Origin of the sequence: Frankia umida (assembly GCF_023242945.1) — a bacterium.
GTDB classification, from domain to species: domain Bacteria; phylum Actinomycetota; class Actinomycetes; order Frankiales; family Frankiaceae; genus Frankia; species Frankia umida.
The window spans coordinates 275,164-291,447 of the sequence record NZ_JALKFT010000002.1 but is presented as its reverse complement, the minus strand read 5'-3'; the positions used below and the strand labels follow the sequence as shown (position 1 = coordinate 291,447).

Below are 16,284 nucleotides of genomic sequence, written 5' to 3'. Positions count from 1 at the left end.
GGCTACGCGTCCACCTCCTCGACCCGAACCAGGTGGGTCACAGTCCTGATCATTCCGAGCACCTCGGGACGGTCCTCCCGGACCGTCGACGAGTTGATCTTACGCAGTCCGAGGGTGCGCAGCGTCGCCCGCTGGTTGTGGGTGCCGCCGATACCGGAACGGATCTGCGTGATGCGCAGCTTGGCCATCACGCACCCGCCCCGGCGGCTGCCGCCGCACGGGCCCGCAGCATGGCGGGCGGAGCGACGTCCTCGAGCGGCAGGCCACGGCGAGCCGCGATCTCCTCGGGCCGCATGAGGCCACGCAGGGCGGCCACTGTCGCGTGCACGATGTTGATCGGGTTCGACGAGCCGAGCGACTTCGACAGCACGTCGTGGACGCCGGCGCACTCGAGCACGGCACGCACCGGGCCGCCGGCGATCACGCCGGTACCCGGCGAGGCCGGCTTGAGCAGCACGACACCGGCCGCCTCCTCACCCTGGACCGGGTGAGGAATGGTCGAGCCGATCCGCGGCACCTTGAAGAAGTGCTTCTTGGCCTCCTCCACACCCTTGGCGATGGCGGCCGGCACCTCCTTCGCCTTGCCGTAGCCCACGCCGACCGTCCCGTCGGCGTCCCCGACGACGACCAGAGCGGTGAAGCTGAACCGACGACCGCCCTTGACGACCTTGGCCACCCGGTTGATCGCGACGACCCGCTCGACGTAGGCGTTCTTCTCCTGGGCCGGGCCGCCGCCCGACCGGTCCCGGCGTTCCCGACGGTCCGAGCCGCCGGAGCTGCCGCCGCGGCGCTGCTGGCCTGGCATCTACAACATCTCCCTGTTCTGACTGTCCTGAATATCCCGCGTGATCGCGCGGGCCGGCGTGGCCGGTGCCTGGGCGGTCATCAGAAGTCCAGGCCGCCTTCCCGGGCCGCGTCGGCGAGGGCCGCGATGCGGCCAGCGTAGGTCCGTCCACCACGGTCGAACACGACGGCGTCGACGCCGGCCGCCTTCGCCCGCTGGGCGACCAGCTCGCCGACCTTGCGGGCCTGGGCGCTCTTGTCGCCCTCGCCCTCGCGCAGTGTCACGTCCAGGGTGGACGCCGAGGCGAGGGTGTGCCCGGCCACGTCGTCGATGACCTGGGCGTAGATGTGCCGGGAGGAGCGGGTGACGACGAGCCGGGGGCGCGACGGTGTGCCCGCCACCTTCTTGCGCACGCGGGAATGCCGACGGAGCTTCGAGATCCGTCGCTTCGCGCTGACGCCAAGGCTCACTGGCATGATCTATCTCCTACTTCCCGGTCTTCCCGACCTTGCGGCGGACGACCTCACCCTGGTAGCGCACACCCTTGCCCTTGTAGGGGTCGGGCTTGCGCAGGCCGCGGATCTTCGCCGAGACCTCACCGACGAGCTGCTTGTCGATCCCGTGGACGACGAAGCGGGTCGGGGTCTGCACCTCGAAGCGGATGCCCTCGGGGGCCTTGACCGGGACGGGGTGGCTGTAGCCGAGCGCGAACTCGAGGTCCGAGCCCTTCGCCTGGACGCGGTAACCGACGCCGACGATCTCCAGGGTCTTGGAGTACCCGGCGGTGACGCCGGTGACCATGTTCGAGACCAGCGTGCGGGTCAGACCGTGCAGCGAGCGGGACCGACGGTCATCGTCGGGACGGGTCACAACAAGCTGACCCTCCTCCCGATTGACCGCGATCGGCTCGACGACGGTGTGGCTCAGGGTGCCCTTGGGCCCCTTGACCGTGATCGTGGGCCCCTCAACGGTGATGTCGACACCGCCAGGGACGGGAATGGGCAGGCGCCCGATCCGAGACATCGCTCGCCCTCCTTACCAGACGTAGGCGAGGACTTCCCCGCCCACGCCCCGCTTGTTCGCCTGCTTGTCGGTCAGCAGCCCCGACGAGGTCGAGATGATCGCGACACCCAGTCCCCCAAGAACCTTGGGGAGGTTGGTCGCCTTGGCGTAGACCCGCAGGCCCGGCTTGCTGATGCGCTTGATACCGGCGATCGAGCGCTCGCGGTTCGGCCCGTACTTCAGATCGATGACCAGCGTGTGGCCGACGCCGCCGGCCGAGGTCGCGTCCTCGACGTGCCAGCTGGAGATGTAGCCCTCCTGCTGGAGAATCTCGGCGATGTGCGTCTTGATCTTGCTGTGCGGCATGGCCACGCGGTCGTGGTACGCCCGGCTGCCGTTGCGGACACGAGTGAGCATGTCCGCGATGGGGTCGGTCATCGTCATGGGGTTACGCCTTTCTCACGGGGGTTCCCATCGGCTCCGAAGCGCTGCTCCGGCGGCCGGGTGTCGGGCCTACCGCGATCGGGAGGACGTGCGGGGGTGGTACGGAGGGAAGCCGAATGCTTCGAACTACCAGGAGCTCTTGGTGACGCCCGGCAGCTCGCCACGGTGTGCCATCTGACGCAGGCAGACCCGGCAGAGTCCGAAGACCCGGTACACCGAGCGGGACCGCCCACAGCGCTGGCAGCGGGTGTATCCACGCACGGCGTACTTCGGCTTGCGATTCGACTTCTCGATCAGTGCCTTCTTGGCCATCTGTCTAGTTCTCCCGGAAGGGGAAGCCCAGCGCCCGCAGGAGCGCCCGGCCCTCGTCGTCGGTGGTCGCGGTGGTCACGACCGTGATGTCCATGCCCCGAATCCGGTCGATCCGGTCGATGTCGATCTCGTGGAAGATCGACTGCTCGACCACGCCGAACGTGTAGTTACCTCGGCCGTCGAACTGCTTGGGCGACAGGCCGCGGAAGTCACGGATACGCGGCAGGGCGATGCTGACCAGCCGGTCGAGGAACTCCCACATCCGGTCGCCGCGCAGGGTGACCTTCGCGCCGATCGGCATACCCTCGCGCAGCTTGAACTGGGCGATGGACTTGGTCGCCCGACGCACGGCCGGCTTCTGGCCGGTGATGGCCGCCAGGTCCCGCACGGCGCCGTCGATGAGCTTCGCGTCGCGGGCGGCGTCGCCGACACCCATGTTCACGACAACCTTCACGACGCCGGGGATCTGCATGACGTTGGCGAAGGAGAACTCCTGTCGCAACGCCGGGGCGATCTCCTCGCGGTACCGCTGCTTGAGCCGCGGCACCGGACGGGCATCCGCGGTCCGGTCTTCGGTGGTGACAGTCATGTCTGAACTCGATTCCCCACTGCTCTCGACTGCTCGTCCGGCCTACAGCTCGGTGCCGGTACGCCGGGAGATGCGGACCTTGGTGCCGTCCTCGTTGATCCGGTAGCCGATGCGGGTGGGCCTGCCATCCGACGGATCAATGATCTGCACGTTGCTGGCGTGGATCGGGGCCTCCTGGGTGATGATGCCCCCGGCCTGCGAACCACGCGCGCTCTGCTGGACGCGGGTGTGCCGGGTAATCCGGTTCGCACCCTCGACCAGGACCTTGTTCCGCTCCGGATACGCCCGGATGACCTTGCCCTTGAGGCCACGGTCCTTACCGGTGATGATCTGGACCGTGTCACCCTTCTTGATCTTCAGGCTGGCCACGGTCACAGCACCTCCGGCGCCAAAGAAATGATCTTCATGAACTTCTTGTCCCGCAGCTCGCGGCCGACCGGCCCGAAGATACGGGTGCCCCGGGGCTCGCCACCATCCCGGATGAGCACCGCCGCGTTCTCGTCGAACCGGATGTAGGAGCCGTCCGGCCGGCGGCGCTCCTTGGTGGTGCGCACCACGACCGCCTTGACCACGTCGCCGCGCTTCACGCCGGCGCCGGGCAGGGCATCCTTGACCGTGCCGACGATGATGTCGCCGATCCCCGCGTAACGACGCCCAGAGCCGCCAAGTACCCGGATGCAGAGGATCTCCCGCGCTCCGGTGTTGTCGGCGACCCGAAGTCGCGACTCCTGCTGAATCACTTTCTGCTCCTGATCACCCGGTACTACTGATCACCCGGTACCACTGACCAACCGGTACTGCCTGGCCGAGGGGCGTCGCCCCGGGTCGTGAGAACTACTTGGCCTTCTCCAGCACCCGGACGACCCGCCAACGCTTCGTGGCGGACAGCGGCCGGGTCTCCATCAGCAGGACGCGGTCGCCGACACCGGTGGTGCCGCTCTCGTCGTGCGCCTTGATCTTCTTGGTGCGGCGGATCGTCTTGCCGTACAGGGGGTGCTGCACCCGGTCCTCGACGGCGACGACGACGGTCTTGGTCATCTTGTCGCTGACGACCAGGCCCTCACGGACCTTGCGGAAACCACGCTCGTCCGCCGTGGCGGTCTCGGAGGTCTCCTGCGAGGAGTTCTCGGTCTCGTCTGCCACTGCCCTCACGCCTTCGTCGCGTCGTCGTCAGCCGCGCCGGCGGCCAGCGCCGGATCGTCGGTGATGCCCAGCTCGCGTTCGCGCATCACCGTGTAGATCCGGGCGATGTCACGCCGCACGACACGCAGCCGGCGGTTGTTGCTCAGCTGCCCGGTCGCCGCCTGGAACCGGAGGTTGAACAGCTCCTCCTTGGCCTCCCGAAGCTTGTCGACGAGGTCCTCGCCGGACAGGCCGCGCAGCTCGTCCGCGGTAGCGACAGCCATCACGCACCACCTTCACGAACCACGAAACGGCACTTCATCGGCAGCTTGTGGATGGCTCGTCGCATCGCCTCGCGAGCCACCGGCTCGGCGACTCCCGACAGCTCGAACATCACGCGTCCGGGCTTGACGTTGGCGACCCACCACTCGGGCGAACCCTTACCGGAACCCATCCGGGTCTCGGCCGGCTTCTTGGTCAGCGGGCGGTCCGGGTAGATGTTGATCCAGACCTTGCCACCACGACGGATGTGCCGGGTCATGGCGATACGGGCCGACTCGATCTGGCGGTTCGTCACATAGGCCGACTCGAGGGCCTGGATGCCGTACTCGCCGAAGGTGACCCGCGTGCCGCCCTTGGCCGCACCGGTGCGCCCGGGGTGGTGCTGCTTGCGGTGCGCGACCTTCCGAGGAATCAGCATGATCTACTCCTCCGCCTTCTCCGACGTGCCCGCGGCCGGCGTGGCGGCCGTCTCGGCGACGGTGGCGGTCGTGTCGGTGGTGGCCTCGCTCGCCGCCGCGGTCACGGTCGCCTCGGGGGCGGCGGTGGCGGTGGCGGTGGTCGTCTCGGTCCCGGTCGCCTCGGCGGCGGTGGTCTCCGCCGGTGCCGCGTCGGTGCCGGTGCCGGCGGCCTCGGTGGCCGGCGCGTTACCGCCGCCACGTCCGCCCCGACGCTCGTTGCGGGCGGCGGCGCGACCGGCGTCCGTCCCACCCTGGGTGGTACCGGACGAACCCGAGCGCGGCCCGCGGCGCGGCCGGTCCCGACGGGTCTGGCGCAGCAGCGCGTCCTGGGCCTCGCGCTCGGCGCGGCTCTGCACGATGTCGCCCTTGTAGATCCAGACCTTGACGCCGATCCGACCGAAGTTCGTCCGGGCCTCGTAGAAGCCGTAGTCGATGTCCGCACGCAGCGTGTGCAGCGGCACCCGACCCTCGCGGTAGAACTCCGAACGGCTCATCTCGGCGCCGCCCAGGCGACCGGAGCACTGCACCCGGATGCCCTTCGCGCCGCCCTTCATCGCGGTCTGCATCGCCTTGCGCATCGCGCGGCGGAAGCTGACCCGGCTGGACAGCTGCTCGGCGACGCCCTGGGCCACGAGCTGCGCGTCCACCTCGGGGTTCTTCACCTCGAGGATGTTGAGCTGCACCTGCTTGCCGGTGAGCTTCTCGAGGTCACCGCGGATGCGGTCGGCCTCGGCGCCCCGGCGACCGATGACGATGCCCGGGCGGGCGGTGTGGATGTCCACCCGCAGCCGACCCTGGGTGCGCTCGATGTCGACCCGGCTGATCCCGGCCCGCTCCATGCCCCGCGACATCATCTTGCGGATCTTCACGTCCTCGCCGACGTACGCCTTGTACAGCTTGTCGGCGTACCAACGGGACGTGAACTCCGACGTGATGCCAAGTCGGAACCCGTGCGGGTTGACCTTCTGCCCCACTACCGGGCCCTCCTAGTCGTCTTGGCACCCCGGCCGGCCGCGGCGAGCGGCTCGCGGCTTTCCACCACGACGGTGATGTGGCTGGTGCGCTTGCGGATCCGGTAGGCCCGGCCCTGGGCGCGGGGCCGGATGCGCTTGAGCGTCGGCCCCTCGTCCACGTAGACCTCGGCGACCCACAGTGTGGCCGGGTCGAGGCCGTTGTTGTTCTCGGCGTTCGCGGCGGCGCTGGCGACGACCTTGTAGACGTCCTCGCTGGCCGCCTGGGGGGCGAAGCGCAGGATGTCGAGGGCCTCGCCGACCGAGCGGCCGCGCACCAGGTCGATGACCCGGCGCGCCTTCATCGGGGACACCCGCACGTACCGGGCGGAGGCCTTGGCCCCCGGCAGGCCGGCGCGGCTCAGGCCGTCGACGAGATCGTCAGCCACGACGTGACCTCCGGTCCTCCTTGACGTGCCCGCGGAAAGTCCGGGTCGGGGCGAACTCGCCGAGCTTGTGGCCGACCATGCCCTCGGTGATGAACACCGGGACGTGCTTGCGGCCATCGTGCACGGCGATCGTGTGCCCCAGCATGTCGGGGATCACGGTCGAGCGGCGCGACCAGGTCTTGATGACGTGCTTGGTGCCCTTGGAGTTCTGCACGTCCACCTTCTTGAGCAGGTGGTCGTCGACGAACGGGCCCTTTTTCAGACTGCGTGGCATGGCTGTGTCTCCTCCTTCCTGCTCAGATCAGGTGGGACGACGGGTGGCTCACGGTAACCGTGATCCGGATGGGTGAGGTCACTACCGCCGCCTGTTCTGCTTGCGCCGACGCACGATCATCGCGTCGGAGGCCTTCTTGTGGGCGCGGGTGCGGCCCTCCGGACGACCCTTCGGGTTGACCGGGTGACGACCACCGGAGGTCTTGCCCTCACCACCACCGTGCGGGTGGTCGACGGGGTTCATCGCCACACCGCGGACGGTGGGACGACGGCCCTTCCAGCGCATCCGGCCGGCCTTGCCCCAGTTGATGTTGCTCTGCTCGGCGTTGCCGACCTCGCCGACGGTCGCCCGGCAGCGCACGTCGACGTTGCGGATCTCGCCCGAGGGCATCCGCAGCTGAGCGTACGGTCCGTCCTTCGCGACGAGCTGCACGCTGGCACCGGCGCTACGGGCGATCTTGGCGCCGCCGCCGGGGCGCAGCTCGATGGCGTGGATCACGGTACCGGTCGGGATGTTGCGCAGCGGCAGGGCGTTGCCGGGCTTGATGTCGGCGCCGACCCCGGAGCTCACCTGGTCGCCCTGCTTGAGCTTGACCGGGGCGATGATGTAGCGCTTCTCGCCGTCGGCGTAGTGCAGCAGTGCGATCCGGGCGGTGCGGTTCGGGTCGTACTCGATGTGCGCGACCTTGGCCGGCACCCCGTCCTTGTCCCGGCGGAAGTCGATGAGCCGGTAGGCCCGCTTGTGGCCGCCGCCCTGGTGCCGGGTGGTGATCCGGCCGTGGGCGTTGCGACCGCCCTTGGAGTGCAGCGGGCGGACCAGCGACTTCTCCGGGTGGTCCCGGGTGATCTCGACGAAGTCGGCCACGCTCGAGCCACGACGCCCTGGCGTCGTCGGCTTGTACCTACGAATACCCATGGCTTCCTACCGTCCCTGGCCCGTCGAGGACGCACCCGCGGACGCGACGCAGCGCGCGCGCTCAGGCACCGGGGCCTCCGAAGATCTCGATCGTGTCACCGGGAGCAAGACTCACCAGGGCCCGCTTGGTCGCGGACCGCTGTCCCCAGCCGTGCTTGGTCCGCTTGCGCTTGCCCTGCCGGTTGATGGTGTTCACCCGCAGGACCCGCACGCTGAAGATCTGCTGGACGGCAAGCTTGATCTGGGTCTTGTTCGCGTCCGGGTGGACGATGAAGGTGTAGACGTTCTCGTCGAGCAGGCCGTAGCTCTTCTCCGAGACGACCGGCCGCAGGATGACGTCACGCGGGTCGGGAATCACTTGTTCTCCTCCGCCCCGGCCACGGTCCGCGGGGCCGGCCGGCTGTTGCGCTCGAGGAACGCGGCCAGCGCCTCCTCGGTGAAGACGACGTCGTCGCTGACCAGGACGTCGTAGGTGTTGAGCTGACCCGGGTCGAGCAGGTGCACCGTCTCGACGTTGCGCAGGCTCTTCCAGGTCAGTTCCTCGGAACGGCTGACGACGACGAGCACCCGGCGGGTGTCGGCGATCGTGCGCAGCGCCGTCACGGCGGACTTCGTCGACGGCTTCTCACCGGTGACCAGCGAGGCGACGACGTGCACCCGGTTGTTGCGGGCCCGGTCAGAGAGCGCACCGCGCAGCGCGGCGGCCTTCATCTTCTTGGGCGTGCGCTGGTCGTACTTGCGCGGCGTCGGGCCGTGCACCACGCCACCGCCGGTGAACTGCGGCGCCCGCAGTGAGCCCTGCCGGGCGCGCCCGGTGCCCTTCTGCCGGTACGGCTTGCGGCCACCGCCGCGCACCTCGCCACGGGTCTTCGTGTCGTGGGTGCCCTGGCGGGCAGCCGCGAGCTGGGCGACCACGACCTGGTGGATCAGCGGAACGTTCAGCGTCACGTCGAACACGCCGCCGGGCAGCTCCACGCTGCCGCCGCCGTAGACCTCGACCGTGCGGGTCGTGGTGTCCGAGGTGGTCGCATCCGACTCGGATGCGGTCTGGACCGCGGTCATGCCGAGACCTCCTCGCCGCTACCGGCCGCGACCGGGGTGAAGTCGCCGGGCGCCGGGCGCTTGGCCGCGCTGCGCACGAAGACCAGACCGCCGTCGGGGCCGGGAACCGCGCCCTTGACCAGCAGGAACCCACGCTCGGTGTCGACGGCGTGGATGGTGAGCCCCGGCGTGGTGGTACGTGCGTGGCCCATACGACCGGCCATCCGCAGACCCTTGAACACGCGACCGGGGGTGGCGCAGCCGCCGACCGAACCCGGCGAACGGTGTTTGCGCTCGACGCCGTGCCCGGCGCCCAGGCCCTTGAAGCCGTGGCGCTTCATGACACCGGCGAAGCCCTTGCCCTTGGAGGTGCCGGTCACGTCGACGACCGTGCCGACGGTGAACACCTCGGTGCTCAGCTCCTGGCCGGCCTCGTACCTGGTCGCGTCCGCGGTGCGCAGTTCGACCAGGTGACGCCGCGGGGTGACGCCGCTGGTGGCGAAGTGCCCGCGGGTCGGCTTGTTGATCCGACGCGGGTCGATCTCGCCGTAGCCGAGCTGGACGGCCGCGTAGCCGTCGGATTCAGGCGTCTTGACCTGCGTGACAACGTTGGGTCCGGCCTTGATGACGGTGACCGGCACGACGCGGTTGTTCGCGTCCCATACCTGGGTCATCCCGAGCTTCGTGCCCAGGAGCCCTCTGTAGTTGCGGATGAGCATGACTGCGCCGGCCCCTCTTACAGCTTGATCTCGATGTCGACGCCGGCGGGCAGGTCGAGGCGCATGAGCGAGTCGACCGTCTTCGGCGTCGGGTCAAGGATGTCGATCAGCCGCTTGTGCGTCCGCATCTCGAAGTGCTCGCGGCTGTCCTTGTACTTGTGCGGCGACCGGATGACGCAGTAGATGTTCTTCTCCGTCGGCAGCGGCACCGGTCCCGCGACCTGCGCACCCGTCCGGGTCACCGTCTCGACGATCTTCCGCGCCGAGCTGTCGATGACCTCGTGATCATAGGCCTTGAGCCGAATGCGGATCTTCTGTGCCGCCATGGTGGGCTTCGCCTGTCCTGTCTGTCTCGTTCGGCCGGTACCGCTACCGGGTCACCGCCCGTAGATCTCCGCCGCGCCGGGGGGCGCGGGGCGCCCGCCGCCGGCGGTGCGGGAATCTGCCGGTCTACCGCTGTCTCGTACCGGTCCCCCGCCGACGAAGTCGACGGCTCGGCCCGGGCTGGCAGTGCTGCTGTGCCGGGTGGGTGGGTCCGCACTCGCGGACCCACCCACCCGCCGTACTACTTGAGAACCTTCGTGACCTGGCCCGCGCCGACGGTCCGGCCACCCTCGCGGATGGCGAAGCGCAGACCTTCCTCCATGGCGATCGGCTGGATCAGCTCGACCGTCATCTCGGTGTTGTCGCCCGGCATGACCATCTCGGTACCGTCCGGGAGGGTCACGACGCCGGTGACGTCCGTGGTGCGGAAGTAGAACTGCGGGCGGTAGTTCTTGAAGAACGGCGTGTGGCGGCCGCCCTCGTCCTTGTTCAGGATGTAGACGCGAGCCTCGAACACCGTGTGCGGGGTGATCGACTTCGGCTTCACGACGACCTGGCCGCGCTCGACGTCCTCACGCTTGATGCCGCGAAGGAGGAGTCCGACGTTGTCGCCGGCCTGGCCCTCGTCGAGCAGCTTGCGGAACATCTCGACACCGGTGACGGTCGTGGTGGTCGTCTCCGGCTTGATGCCGACGATCTCGATCGTCTCGCTGACCTTGACGATTCCACGCTCGATGCGGCCGGTGACAACAGTGCCACGACCGGTGATCGTGAAGACGTCCTCGATCGGCATCAGGAACGGCCGGTCGATCTCACGCACGGGCTCGGGGATCGACTCGTCGACCGCCGCCATGAGCTCGAGCAGCTTGGCGCCCCACTCCTTGTCACCCTCCAGCGCCTTGAGCGCGGAGACGCGGATGACCGGGACGTCGTCGCCGGGGAACTCGTACGAGCTGAGCAGCTCGCGGACCTCGAGCTCGACGAGCTCGAGGATCTCCTCGTCGTCGACCATGTCGGCCTTGTTCAGCGCGACGACGATGTAGGGCACACCGACCTGACGAGCGAGCAGCACGTGCTCCTTCGTCTGCGGCATGGGGCCGTCGGTCGCGGAGACCACCAGGATCGCGCCGTCCATCTGCGCGGCACCGGTGATCATGTTCTTGATGTAGTCCGCGTGACCCGGGCAGTCGACGTGCGCGTAGTGACGCGAGTCGGTCTGGTACTCGACATGCGCGATCGAGATCGTGATGCCGCGGGCCTTCTCCTCCGGCGCCTTGTCGATCTGGTCGAACGGCGTGAAGGGGTTGAGGTCCGGGTATGCGTCGTGCAGGACCTTGGTGATCGCAGCGGTCAGCGTGGTCTTGCCATGGTCGATGTGACCGATGGTGCCAATGTTGACGTGCGGCTTGGTCCGCTCGAACTTCTGCTTCGCCACGGGTGTCCCTCCAAGGACGGGTGGTGTCGTGCTGTGTTGTCGTCAGGTGGGGGTGTTGCTCACGCCGCGGAGACGGTCACTCCCCCCGCGCCTTGGCGATGATCTCCTTGGCGACGTTCGCGGGAACCTCGGCGTAGGAGTCGAACTGCATCGAGTAGCTGGCCCGGCCGGACGTCTTCGACCGCAGGTCGCCCACGTAGCCGAACATCTCCGACAGTGGAACCGTGGCTCGCACGATGCGCGACCCGCCGCGCTCCTCCATCGCCTGGATCTGACCACGCCGCGAGTTCAGGTCGCCGATCACGTCACCCATGTGGTCCTCGGGCGTCGTGACCTCGACGGCCATCAGCGGCTCGAGCAGAACCGGATCGGCCTTGCGGGCCGCGTCCTTGAAGACCATCGATCCGGCGATCTTGAACGCGAGCTCCGAGGAGTCCACGTCGTGGTACTGGCCGTCCAGGAGGGTGACCTTGACGTCGACCAGCGGGTAGCCGGCGAGCACGCCGAACTCCATGGCCTCCTGGCACCCGGCGTCCACCGAGGGGATGTACTCCTTGGGGATGCGACCGCCGGTGACCTTGTTCTGGAACTCGTACCCGCCGCCGTCACCGCCGGAGGGCTCGAGGCTGATGATCACACGAGCGTACTGGCCGGAGCCGCCGGTCTGCTTCTTGTGCGTGTAGTCGACCTTCTCCACCTTGCGGCGGATGGTCTCCCGGTACGCGACCTGCGGCTTGCCGACGTTCGCCTCGACGCTGAACTCGCGGCGCATCCGGTCGACCAGCACGTCAAGGTGCAGCTCGCCCATACCCGCGATGATCGTCTGGCCGGTTTCCTCGTCGGTGCGGACCTGGAAGGTCGGGTCCTCCTCGGCGAGCCGCTGGATCGCGGTGCCCAGCTTCTGCTGGTCGGCCTTGGTCTTCGGTTCGATCGCGACGTGGATGACCGGAGCCGGGAACGTCATCGACTCCAGGATCACCGGCGCGGTCGGGTCGCAGAGCGTGTCACCGGTGGTGGTGTTCTTCAGCCCCACCACGGCGACGATCTGGCCCGCGCCGACACCGTCGCGGTCCTCCCGGTGGTTGGCGTGCATCTGCAGGATGCGCCCGATGCGCTCCTTGCGGTCCTTGGTGGAGTTCAGGACCGGGGAGCCACCGTTGATCCTGCCGGAGTAGACCCGGATGTAGGTCAGCTTGCCGACGTACGGGTCACTCATGATCTTGAAGGCGAGCGCGGAGAACGGCTCGCTCTCACTGGGCTCCCGGCGGACCTCGGCGGCCTCGTCGCTGACCGAGTGGCCAACCGTGGCACCGATGTCGAGCGGGTTCGGCAGGAAGTCGACCACCGCGTCCAGCATCGGCTGGACACCCTTGTTCTTGAACGCCGACCCGCACAGCACCGGGTTGATCTTGCTGGCGAGCGTGGCGCGCCGCAGCGCGGCCACGAGCTGCTCCTCGGTGGGCTCCTCGCCCTCGAGGTAGAGCTCCATGAGCTCGTCGTCGTTCTCGGCGACGGTCTCCACCAGCTTGTCGTGCCATTCCTGCGCGGCCTCGGCGTGATCGGCCGGAATGTCGACGGAGTCGTACGACGCGCCCTTGTCCTCCGACTGCCAGAGGAGACCCTTCATCCGGATCAGGTCGATGACGCCGCGGAAGTCCGACTCCACACCCCAGGGGAGCTGGATGACGGCGGGCGTCGCGTCAAGCCGGTCGACCATCATGTCGACGCAGCGGTGGAACTCCGCGCCGACCCGGTCCATCTTGTTGACGAAGGCGATCCGCGGGACGTCGTAGCGGTCGGCCTGCTTCCAGACCGTCTCGCTCTGCGGCTCGACCCCGGCGACGGCGTCGAACACCGCGACCGCACCGTCAAGGACCCGCAGCGAGCGCTCCACCTCGACGGTGAAGTCGACGTGGCCAGGCGTGTCGATGATGTTGATGGTGTGGTCGCGCCAGATACAGGTGGTGGCGGCGGAGGTGATGGTGATCCCCCGCTCCTGCTCCTGCTCCATCCAGTCCATCGTGGCGCCACCCTCGTGGACTTCACCGATCTTGTAGTTCACACCGGTGTAGAAGAGGATGCGCTCGGTGGTGGTGGTCTTGCCCGCGTCGATGTGGGCCATGATCCCGATGTTGCGGGTCCTGGCCAGGGAGGAGTCTGCGTCAGAAGGCATCTCGAGCTACCAACGGTAGTGGGCGAAGGCCTTGTTGGACTCCGCCATCTTGTGGGTGTCCTCCCGGCGCTTCACGCTGGCGCCGAGACCGTTGCTCGCGTCGATGAGCTCGTTCATCAGCCGCTCGGTCATCGTCTTCTCGCGACGAGCTCGGGAGTAGCCGACGAGCCAGCGCAGCGCGAGGGTCGTGCTACGACCGGCCCGCACCTCCACCGGCACCTGGTAGGTGGCGCCACCAACACGGCGGCTGCGCACTTCCAGCGTGGGCTTCACGTTGTCCAGCGCCCGCTTGAGTGTGACGACCGGGTCGTTACCGGTCTTGTTCTTCGCACCCTCAAGCGCGCCGTACACGATGCGCTCGGCGACGGACTTCTTGCCGCTCATCAGCACCTTGTTCACCAGCGCGGTCACCAGCGGCGACCCGTATACCGGGTCGACGACGACGGCGTGCTTGGGCGCGGGCCCCTTGCGCGGCATCAGCCCTTCTCCTTCTTCGCGCCGTAACGGCTGCGAGCCTGCTTGCGGTTACGGACGCCCTGCGTGTCGAGGGCGCCACGAACGATCTTGTAGCGGACACCCGGCAGGTCCTTCACTCGGCCGCCACGCACGAGGACGATCGAGTGCTCCTGCAAGTTGTGGCCGACGCCCGGGATGTAGGCGGTGACCTCGATCCCGCTGTTCAGCCGGACACGTGCCACCTTGCGCAGCGCGGAGTTCGGCTTCTTCGGAGTGGTCGTGTAGACGCGGGTGCACACACCACGACGCTGAGGGCTCCCCTTGAGTGCCGGGGTCTTGGTCTTCTCGACCTTGTCCTGCCGGCCCTTGCGGACCAGCTGCTGGATCGTGGGCAACGCCGCTCCCGTTCCTGTCACGCCTCGTCGTACTGCCTTGGGCAACCAGACCGGTACCCGGCCTACCTGCATGTCCGCCTGCGCCCTGCACCCGAGCTGCCGGGAATCACCCCGATACCGCCTGGTGTCGTCTGCTGACTCCGACCGGTTCCCCGACCCACGCGGTCGGGTGTGTCGCACCCTCCGACCGTGCGAATCCAGCAAAAGGATCCAGCTACGGTGTGGAAAGCACGCCTAACCCGCCCAGCCGCGTCGCGGAACCGAGCCCGACAGTCGCCGACGGCCGCCTGAGCGCTGGCATTTCACCAGCCTGCTCGGCACCACGGCGCCACATCGAAGTACGGGACGCACGCCAGAGCCACGCGGGCTCCGGCCACAGGCGTCAACAGTACTCCACGGCTGCACCGGGTGTCGAACAGGGTGCCGCCCGACCTCCGGCGCAGACACCGACATGCCCGCCGCGACAGGATCGCGGCTGGTGAGGAGCCTGGCGAACACCAAGAGCCAGCAATCCACTACCCGCATCACGGGGCGGCCGGACTCTTACGCCATCAGCACCAGGAGGACAGACACTCTGTTAGCTCGCGGCCGACCAGCGGCCGGCCCAACAGCCAACCAGCAGTCGCTGGCACGCTGTACCAGACAGCACGATACCGGCAAACGAGGGGCCGCGGAACATGTCTGACCCAGTCGAGGCAAGGCCGACGGGCGCACCGCGGCCGACACGCGCGCGGATCCTGGCCGCGCAGGGCAGCATCGTTCCCGATCTGCTCGCCCCGCGAACCGTGGTGCTGCTCTGCGGCATCAACCCGTCCCTGGAGTCCGGGGCGACCGGCTTCCACTTCGGCACCCCGAGCAATCGGCTCTGGCCGGCCCTGCAGCTGGCCGGCTTCACCCCACGTCGCCTGCACCCGAGCGAGACCGGTGAGCTGACCAGCCGTGGCATCAGCATCACCAACCTGGTCCAGCGCTCGACGGCCCGCGCCGACGAGATCGACGACGCCGAGATCCGCGCCGGCATACCCCGCCTCACCGCCCTGGTCGAACGGATCGAACCGGATTTCGTCGCCTTCCTGGGTCTGGCCGCCTATCGGGTCGGTTTTCGCCGTCGCCAGGCCAGGGTGGGCCGCCAACCCGAGCGTCTCGGGTCCGCCGGGATCTGGCTGCTGCCCAACCCCAGTGGGCTCAACGCCCACTACCAGCTTCCCGACCTGGCAAGGGCCTACGGCGAGCTACGCCAGGCCGCCTACCCGCAGCCTTCCTGAGCCCCTGGGGCGATGTCCCCACCCCAGGGGACGAGAACTGGCAGTTCGGCTGTCAGGGGCCCCGGGAGCAGCCCTGCGGTCGGCGTCCAGAAGTCGTCGCCGGGTGGGGCCTCGAGCCGTCGGCGCTGCCCGCCGACGTCGAGGGCCAGTCGCCAGGAGTGCAGCAGCGCCCGTCCGGTGGCGGCGCGGTCGAACAGGGGATCACCGTCGATCGGATGACCGATCCAGGCCAGGTGGACGCGGATCTGGTGGCGGCGCCCGCTGACCGGGGTGGCCGCCAGCAGCGTGAACTCGCCGCCCTCCCAGACCCGGACGAACGTCGTGACGGAAGGGTAGACCCGGACATGGTCGAACACCGCCCCCGACCGCACCGTCCAGCGCAGCGCGTCACCCGCCGGCTCGGCGAGGATGTCGGCGCGGTTGGCGGCGATGCGGACCCGGTTCTTGCGCCCCACGCTGAGCGGAAGGTCGATGATGCCGGCCACGGGCAGACCGCGGGTCCGGGTGAGCGCCAGATAGCACTTGTCGACGGTGCGCCGGGCGAACTGGCGGGTCAGGTCACCGTGAAAGCGTAGTTCGCGGGCGAACAGGATCAGCCCCGAGGTGACCTTGTCGATGCGGTGGACGGGGAAGAGCTCCTCGCCCAGCGCCGCGGCCAGGCGGACGAGGTCGGTGTCGTGGCGCTCCCCCATGACCGAGATCCCGGCGGGCTTGTCGAGCGCCAGCATCGTCTCGTCCTCGTGCACGAGGTGCCGCGCGCGCAGGCTCGCCCAGGTCCCCGTCTCCGCTGCCAAGGTCCCCACTCCTGTTCCCCTACGTGACGGCTTCCCACCACATGACGGCTTCCCACCACGTGACGACGGCGGCCCGGTTCCCTCCGGGGAGAGAACCGGGC

26 protein-coding genes are annotated in these 16,284 nt (G+C 68.7%); 1 reads left to right on the top strand and 25 read right to left on the bottom strand.

Annotation, left to right across the window (positions count from 1 at the left end; genetic code table 11):
• Positions 1-2: 2 nt before the first annotated feature.
• The 24 genes from rpmD to rpsL form a co-directional block, all read right to left on the bottom strand.
• Complete coding sequence (gene rpmD / locus MXD59_RS03520; RefSeq protein ID WP_163547645.1) at positions 3-188, bottom strand: 50S ribosomal protein L30; 186 nt, start codon at positions 186-188, stop codon at positions 3-5.
• Complete coding sequence (rpsE, locus tag MXD59_RS03515; protein WP_248813311.1) at positions 188-805, bottom strand: 30S ribosomal protein S5; 618 nt, start codon at positions 803-805, stop codon at positions 188-190. Before rpsE ends, rpmD begins: the two co-directional genes overlap by 1 nt.
• Positions 806-885: 80 nt before the next feature.
• Entirely contained in the window at positions 886-1,260 is a 375-nt protein-coding gene (gene rplR, locus MXD59_RS03510) for a 50S ribosomal protein L18 (protein ID WP_163547643.1), read from the bottom strand.
• 10 nt (positions 1,261-1,270) lie between these two features.
• The gene (gene rplF, locus MXD59_RS03505; RefSeq protein WP_163547642.1) at positions 1,271-1,807 is read right to left on the bottom strand and encodes a 50S ribosomal protein L6; all 537 of its coding nucleotides are present in this window, start codon (positions 1,805-1,807) and stop codon (positions 1,271-1,273) included.
• A 12-nt stretch (positions 1,808-1,819) separates the two neighbouring features.
• The gene (gene rpsH / locus MXD59_RS03500; protein WP_163547641.1) at positions 1,820-2,230 is read right to left on the bottom strand and encodes a 30S ribosomal protein S8; all 411 of its coding nucleotides are present in this window, start codon (positions 2,228-2,230) and stop codon (positions 1,820-1,822) included.
• A 126-nt stretch (positions 2,231-2,356) separates the two neighbouring features.
• The gene (locus MXD59_RS03495; protein WP_009740515.1) at positions 2,357-2,542 is read right to left on the bottom strand and encodes a type Z 30S ribosomal protein S14; all 186 of its coding nucleotides are present in this window, start codon (positions 2,540-2,542) and stop codon (positions 2,357-2,359) included.
• 4 nt (positions 2,543-2,546) lie between these two features.
• On the bottom strand, positions 2,547-3,131 hold the full coding sequence (rplE, locus tag MXD59_RS03490) for a 50S ribosomal protein L5 (RefSeq protein ID WP_163547640.1): 585 nt from the start codon (positions 3,129-3,131) through the stop codon (positions 2,547-2,549).
• Between the two features lie 42 nt (positions 3,132-3,173).
• Entirely contained in the window at positions 3,174-3,500 is a 327-nt protein-coding gene (gene rplX / locus MXD59_RS03485) for a 50S ribosomal protein L24 (protein WP_248823397.1), read from the bottom strand.
• A 2-nt stretch (positions 3,501-3,502) separates the two neighbouring features.
• Complete coding sequence (gene rplN, locus MXD59_RS03480) at positions 3,503-3,871, bottom strand: 50S ribosomal protein L14 (protein WP_136446648.1); 369 nt, start codon at positions 3,869-3,871, stop codon at positions 3,503-3,505.
• A 94-nt stretch (positions 3,872-3,965) separates the two neighbouring features.
• Positions 3,966-4,283, bottom strand: a complete 318-nt coding sequence (rpsQ, locus tag MXD59_RS03475) for a 30S ribosomal protein S17 (RefSeq protein WP_372511889.1) — start codon at positions 4,281-4,283, stop codon at positions 3,966-3,968.
• On the bottom strand, positions 4,280-4,537 hold the full coding sequence (gene rpmC / locus MXD59_RS03470) for a 50S ribosomal protein L29 (protein ID WP_163547638.1): 258 nt from the start codon (positions 4,535-4,537) through the stop codon (positions 4,280-4,282). Before rpmC ends, rpsQ begins: the two co-directional genes overlap by 4 nt.
• Positions 4,537-4,953 (bottom strand): 50S ribosomal protein L16, encoded by a 417-nt coding sequence (gene rplP, locus MXD59_RS03465; RefSeq protein WP_163547637.1) that lies wholly within the window; start codon positions 4,951-4,953, stop codon positions 4,537-4,539. The genes rpmC and rplP overlap by 1 nt, the downstream gene beginning before the upstream one ends.
• Before the next feature lie 3 nt (positions 4,954-4,956).
• The gene (gene rpsC, locus MXD59_RS03460) at positions 4,957-5,967 is read right to left on the bottom strand and encodes a 30S ribosomal protein S3 (RefSeq protein ID WP_248823396.1); all 1,011 of its coding nucleotides are present in this window, start codon (positions 5,965-5,967) and stop codon (positions 4,957-4,959) included.
• A complete protein-coding gene (gene rplV, locus MXD59_RS03455) occupies positions 5,967-6,392 on the bottom strand; it encodes a 50S ribosomal protein L22 (RefSeq protein ID WP_163547635.1) in 426 nt (141 codons plus the stop codon). Before rplV ends, rpsC begins: the two co-directional genes overlap by 1 nt.
• The gene (rpsS, locus tag MXD59_RS03450; protein WP_009740524.1) at positions 6,385-6,666 is read right to left on the bottom strand and encodes a 30S ribosomal protein S19; all 282 of its coding nucleotides are present in this window, start codon (positions 6,664-6,666) and stop codon (positions 6,385-6,387) included. The genes rplV and rpsS overlap by 8 nt, the downstream gene beginning before the upstream one ends.
• Positions 6,667-6,747: 81 nt before the next feature.
• The gene (gene rplB, locus MXD59_RS03445; protein WP_163547633.1) at positions 6,748-7,581 is read right to left on the bottom strand and encodes a 50S ribosomal protein L2; all 834 of its coding nucleotides are present in this window, start codon (positions 7,579-7,581) and stop codon (positions 6,748-6,750) included.
• A 61-nt stretch (positions 7,582-7,642) separates the two neighbouring features.
• Positions 7,643-7,939: a 50S ribosomal protein L23 gene (gene rplW, locus MXD59_RS03440; protein WP_163547632.1), complete on the bottom strand. Its 297-nt coding sequence runs from the start codon at positions 7,937-7,939 to the stop codon at positions 7,643-7,645.
• Entirely contained in the window at positions 7,936-8,643 is a 708-nt protein-coding gene (rplD, locus tag MXD59_RS03435; protein ID WP_248823395.1) for a 50S ribosomal protein L4, read from the bottom strand. The genes rplW and rplD overlap by 4 nt, the downstream gene beginning before the upstream one ends.
• Positions 8,640-9,341 carry a 50S ribosomal protein L3 gene (rplC, locus tag MXD59_RS03430; protein ID WP_163547630.1) on the bottom strand — a complete coding sequence of 234 codons (702 nt, stop codon included), beginning with the start codon at positions 9,339-9,341 and terminating at the stop codon, positions 8,640-8,642. The genes rplD and rplC overlap by 4 nt, the downstream gene beginning before the upstream one ends.
• A 17-nt stretch (positions 9,342-9,358) precedes the next feature.
• The gene (rpsJ, locus tag MXD59_RS03425; protein ID WP_007514815.1) at positions 9,359-9,667 is read right to left on the bottom strand and encodes a 30S ribosomal protein S10; all 309 of its coding nucleotides are present in this window, start codon (positions 9,665-9,667) and stop codon (positions 9,359-9,361) included.
• 239 nt (positions 9,668-9,906) lie between these two features.
• Positions 9,907-11,100 (bottom strand): elongation factor Tu, encoded by a 1,194-nt coding sequence (tuf, locus tag MXD59_RS03420; protein WP_163547629.1) that lies wholly within the window; start codon positions 11,098-11,100, stop codon positions 9,907-9,909.
• A 76-nt stretch (positions 11,101-11,176) separates the two neighbouring features.
• Positions 11,177-13,273 carry an elongation factor G gene (gene fusA, locus MXD59_RS03415; RefSeq protein ID WP_248811716.1) on the bottom strand — a complete coding sequence of 699 codons (2,097 nt, stop codon included), beginning with the start codon at positions 13,271-13,273 and terminating at the stop codon, positions 11,177-11,179.
• 6 nt (positions 13,274-13,279) lie between these two features.
• Positions 13,280-13,750: a 30S ribosomal protein S7 gene (gene rpsG / locus MXD59_RS03410; protein ID WP_101832667.1), complete on the bottom strand. Its 471-nt coding sequence runs from the start codon at positions 13,748-13,750 to the stop codon at positions 13,280-13,282.
• The gene (gene rpsL / locus MXD59_RS03405) at positions 13,750-14,124 is read right to left on the bottom strand and encodes a 30S ribosomal protein S12 (protein WP_009740532.1); all 375 of its coding nucleotides are present in this window, start codon (positions 14,122-14,124) and stop codon (positions 13,750-13,752) included. The genes rpsG and rpsL overlap by 1 nt, the downstream gene beginning before the upstream one ends.
• A gap of 677 nt (positions 14,125-14,801) precedes the next feature.
• On the opposite strand from rpsL, the gene mug reads away from it, so the two are divergent.
• Positions 14,802-15,389 (top strand): G/U mismatch-specific DNA glycosylase, encoded by a 588-nt coding sequence (gene mug / locus MXD59_RS03400; RefSeq protein ID WP_248823394.1) that lies wholly within the window; start codon positions 14,802-14,804, stop codon positions 15,387-15,389.
• On the opposite strand, the gene MXD59_RS03395 is transcribed toward mug, so the two are convergent.
• Positions 15,371-16,117: an RluA family pseudouridine synthase gene (locus tag MXD59_RS03395; protein WP_248823457.1), complete on the bottom strand. Its 747-nt coding sequence runs from the start codon at positions 16,115-16,117 to the stop codon at positions 15,371-15,373. The two genes, mug and MXD59_RS03395, sit on opposite strands and share 19 nt — an antisense overlap.
• Between the last annotated feature and the right edge of the window lie 167 nt (positions 16,118-16,284).

Bases quoted from the DNA above. Each gene is read 5' to 3' on its own strand.
- rpmD (WP_163547645.1), bottom strand. From the start codon at position 188: ATGGCCAAGCTGCGCATCACGCAGATCCGTTCCGGTATCGGCGGCACC.
- rpsE (WP_248813311.1), bottom strand. From the start codon at position 805: ATGCCAGGCCAGCAGCGCCGCGGCGGCAGCTCCGGCGGCTCGGACCGT.
- rplR (WP_163547643.1), bottom strand. From the start codon at position 1,260: ATGCCAGTGAGCCTTGGCGTCAGCGCGAAGCGACGGATCTCGAAGCTC.
- rplF (WP_163547642.1), bottom strand. From the start codon at position 1,807: ATGTCTCGGATCGGGCGCCTGCCCATTCCCGTCCCTGGCGGTGTCGAC.
- rpsH (WP_163547641.1), bottom strand. From the start codon at position 2,230: ATGACGATGACCGACCCCATCGCGGACATGCTCACTCGTGTCCGCAAC.
- MXD59_RS03495 (WP_009740515.1), bottom strand. From the start codon at position 2,542: ATGGCCAAGAAGGCACTGATCGAGAAGTCGAATCGCAAGCCGAAGTAC.
- rplE (WP_163547640.1), bottom strand. From the start codon at position 3,131: ATGACTGTCACCACCGAAGACCGGACCGCGGATGCCCGTCCGGTGCCG.
- rpmC (WP_163547638.1), bottom strand. From the start codon at position 4,537: ATGGCTGTCGCTACCGCGGACGAGCTGCGCGGCCTGTCCGGCGAGGAC.
- rplP (WP_163547637.1), bottom strand. From the start codon at position 4,953: ATGCTGATTCCTCGGAAGGTCGCGCACCGCAAGCAGCACCACCCCGGG.
- rpsS (WP_009740524.1), bottom strand. From the start codon at position 6,666: ATGCCACGCAGTCTGAAAAAGGGCCCGTTCGTCGACGACCACCTGCTC.
- rplB (WP_163547633.1), bottom strand. From the start codon at position 7,581: ATGGGTATTCGTAGGTACAAGCCGACGACGCCAGGGCGTCGTGGCTCG.
- rplD (WP_248823395.1), bottom strand. From the start codon at position 8,643: ATGACCGCGGTCCAGACCGCATCCGAGTCGGATGCGACCACCTCGGAC.
- rplC (WP_163547630.1), bottom strand. From the start codon at position 9,341: ATGCTCATCCGCAACTACAGAGGGCTCCTGGGCACGAAGCTCGGGATG.
- rpsJ (WP_007514815.1), bottom strand. From the start codon at position 9,667: ATGGCGGCACAGAAGATCCGCATTCGGCTCAAGGCCTATGATCACGAG.
- fusA (WP_248811716.1), bottom strand. From the start codon at position 13,273: ATGCCTTCTGACGCAGACTCCTCCCTGGCCAGGACCCGCAACATCGGG.
- rpsG (WP_101832667.1), bottom strand. From the start codon at position 13,750: ATGCCGCGCAAGGGGCCCGCGCCCAAGCACGCCGTCGTCGTCGACCCG.
- mug (WP_248823394.1), top strand. From the start codon at position 14,802: ATGTCTGACCCAGTCGAGGCAAGGCCGACGGGCGCACCGCGGCCGACA.
- MXD59_RS03395 (WP_248823457.1), bottom strand. From the start codon at position 16,117: ATGCTGGCGCTCGACAAGCCCGCCGGGATCTCGGTCATGGGGGAGCGC.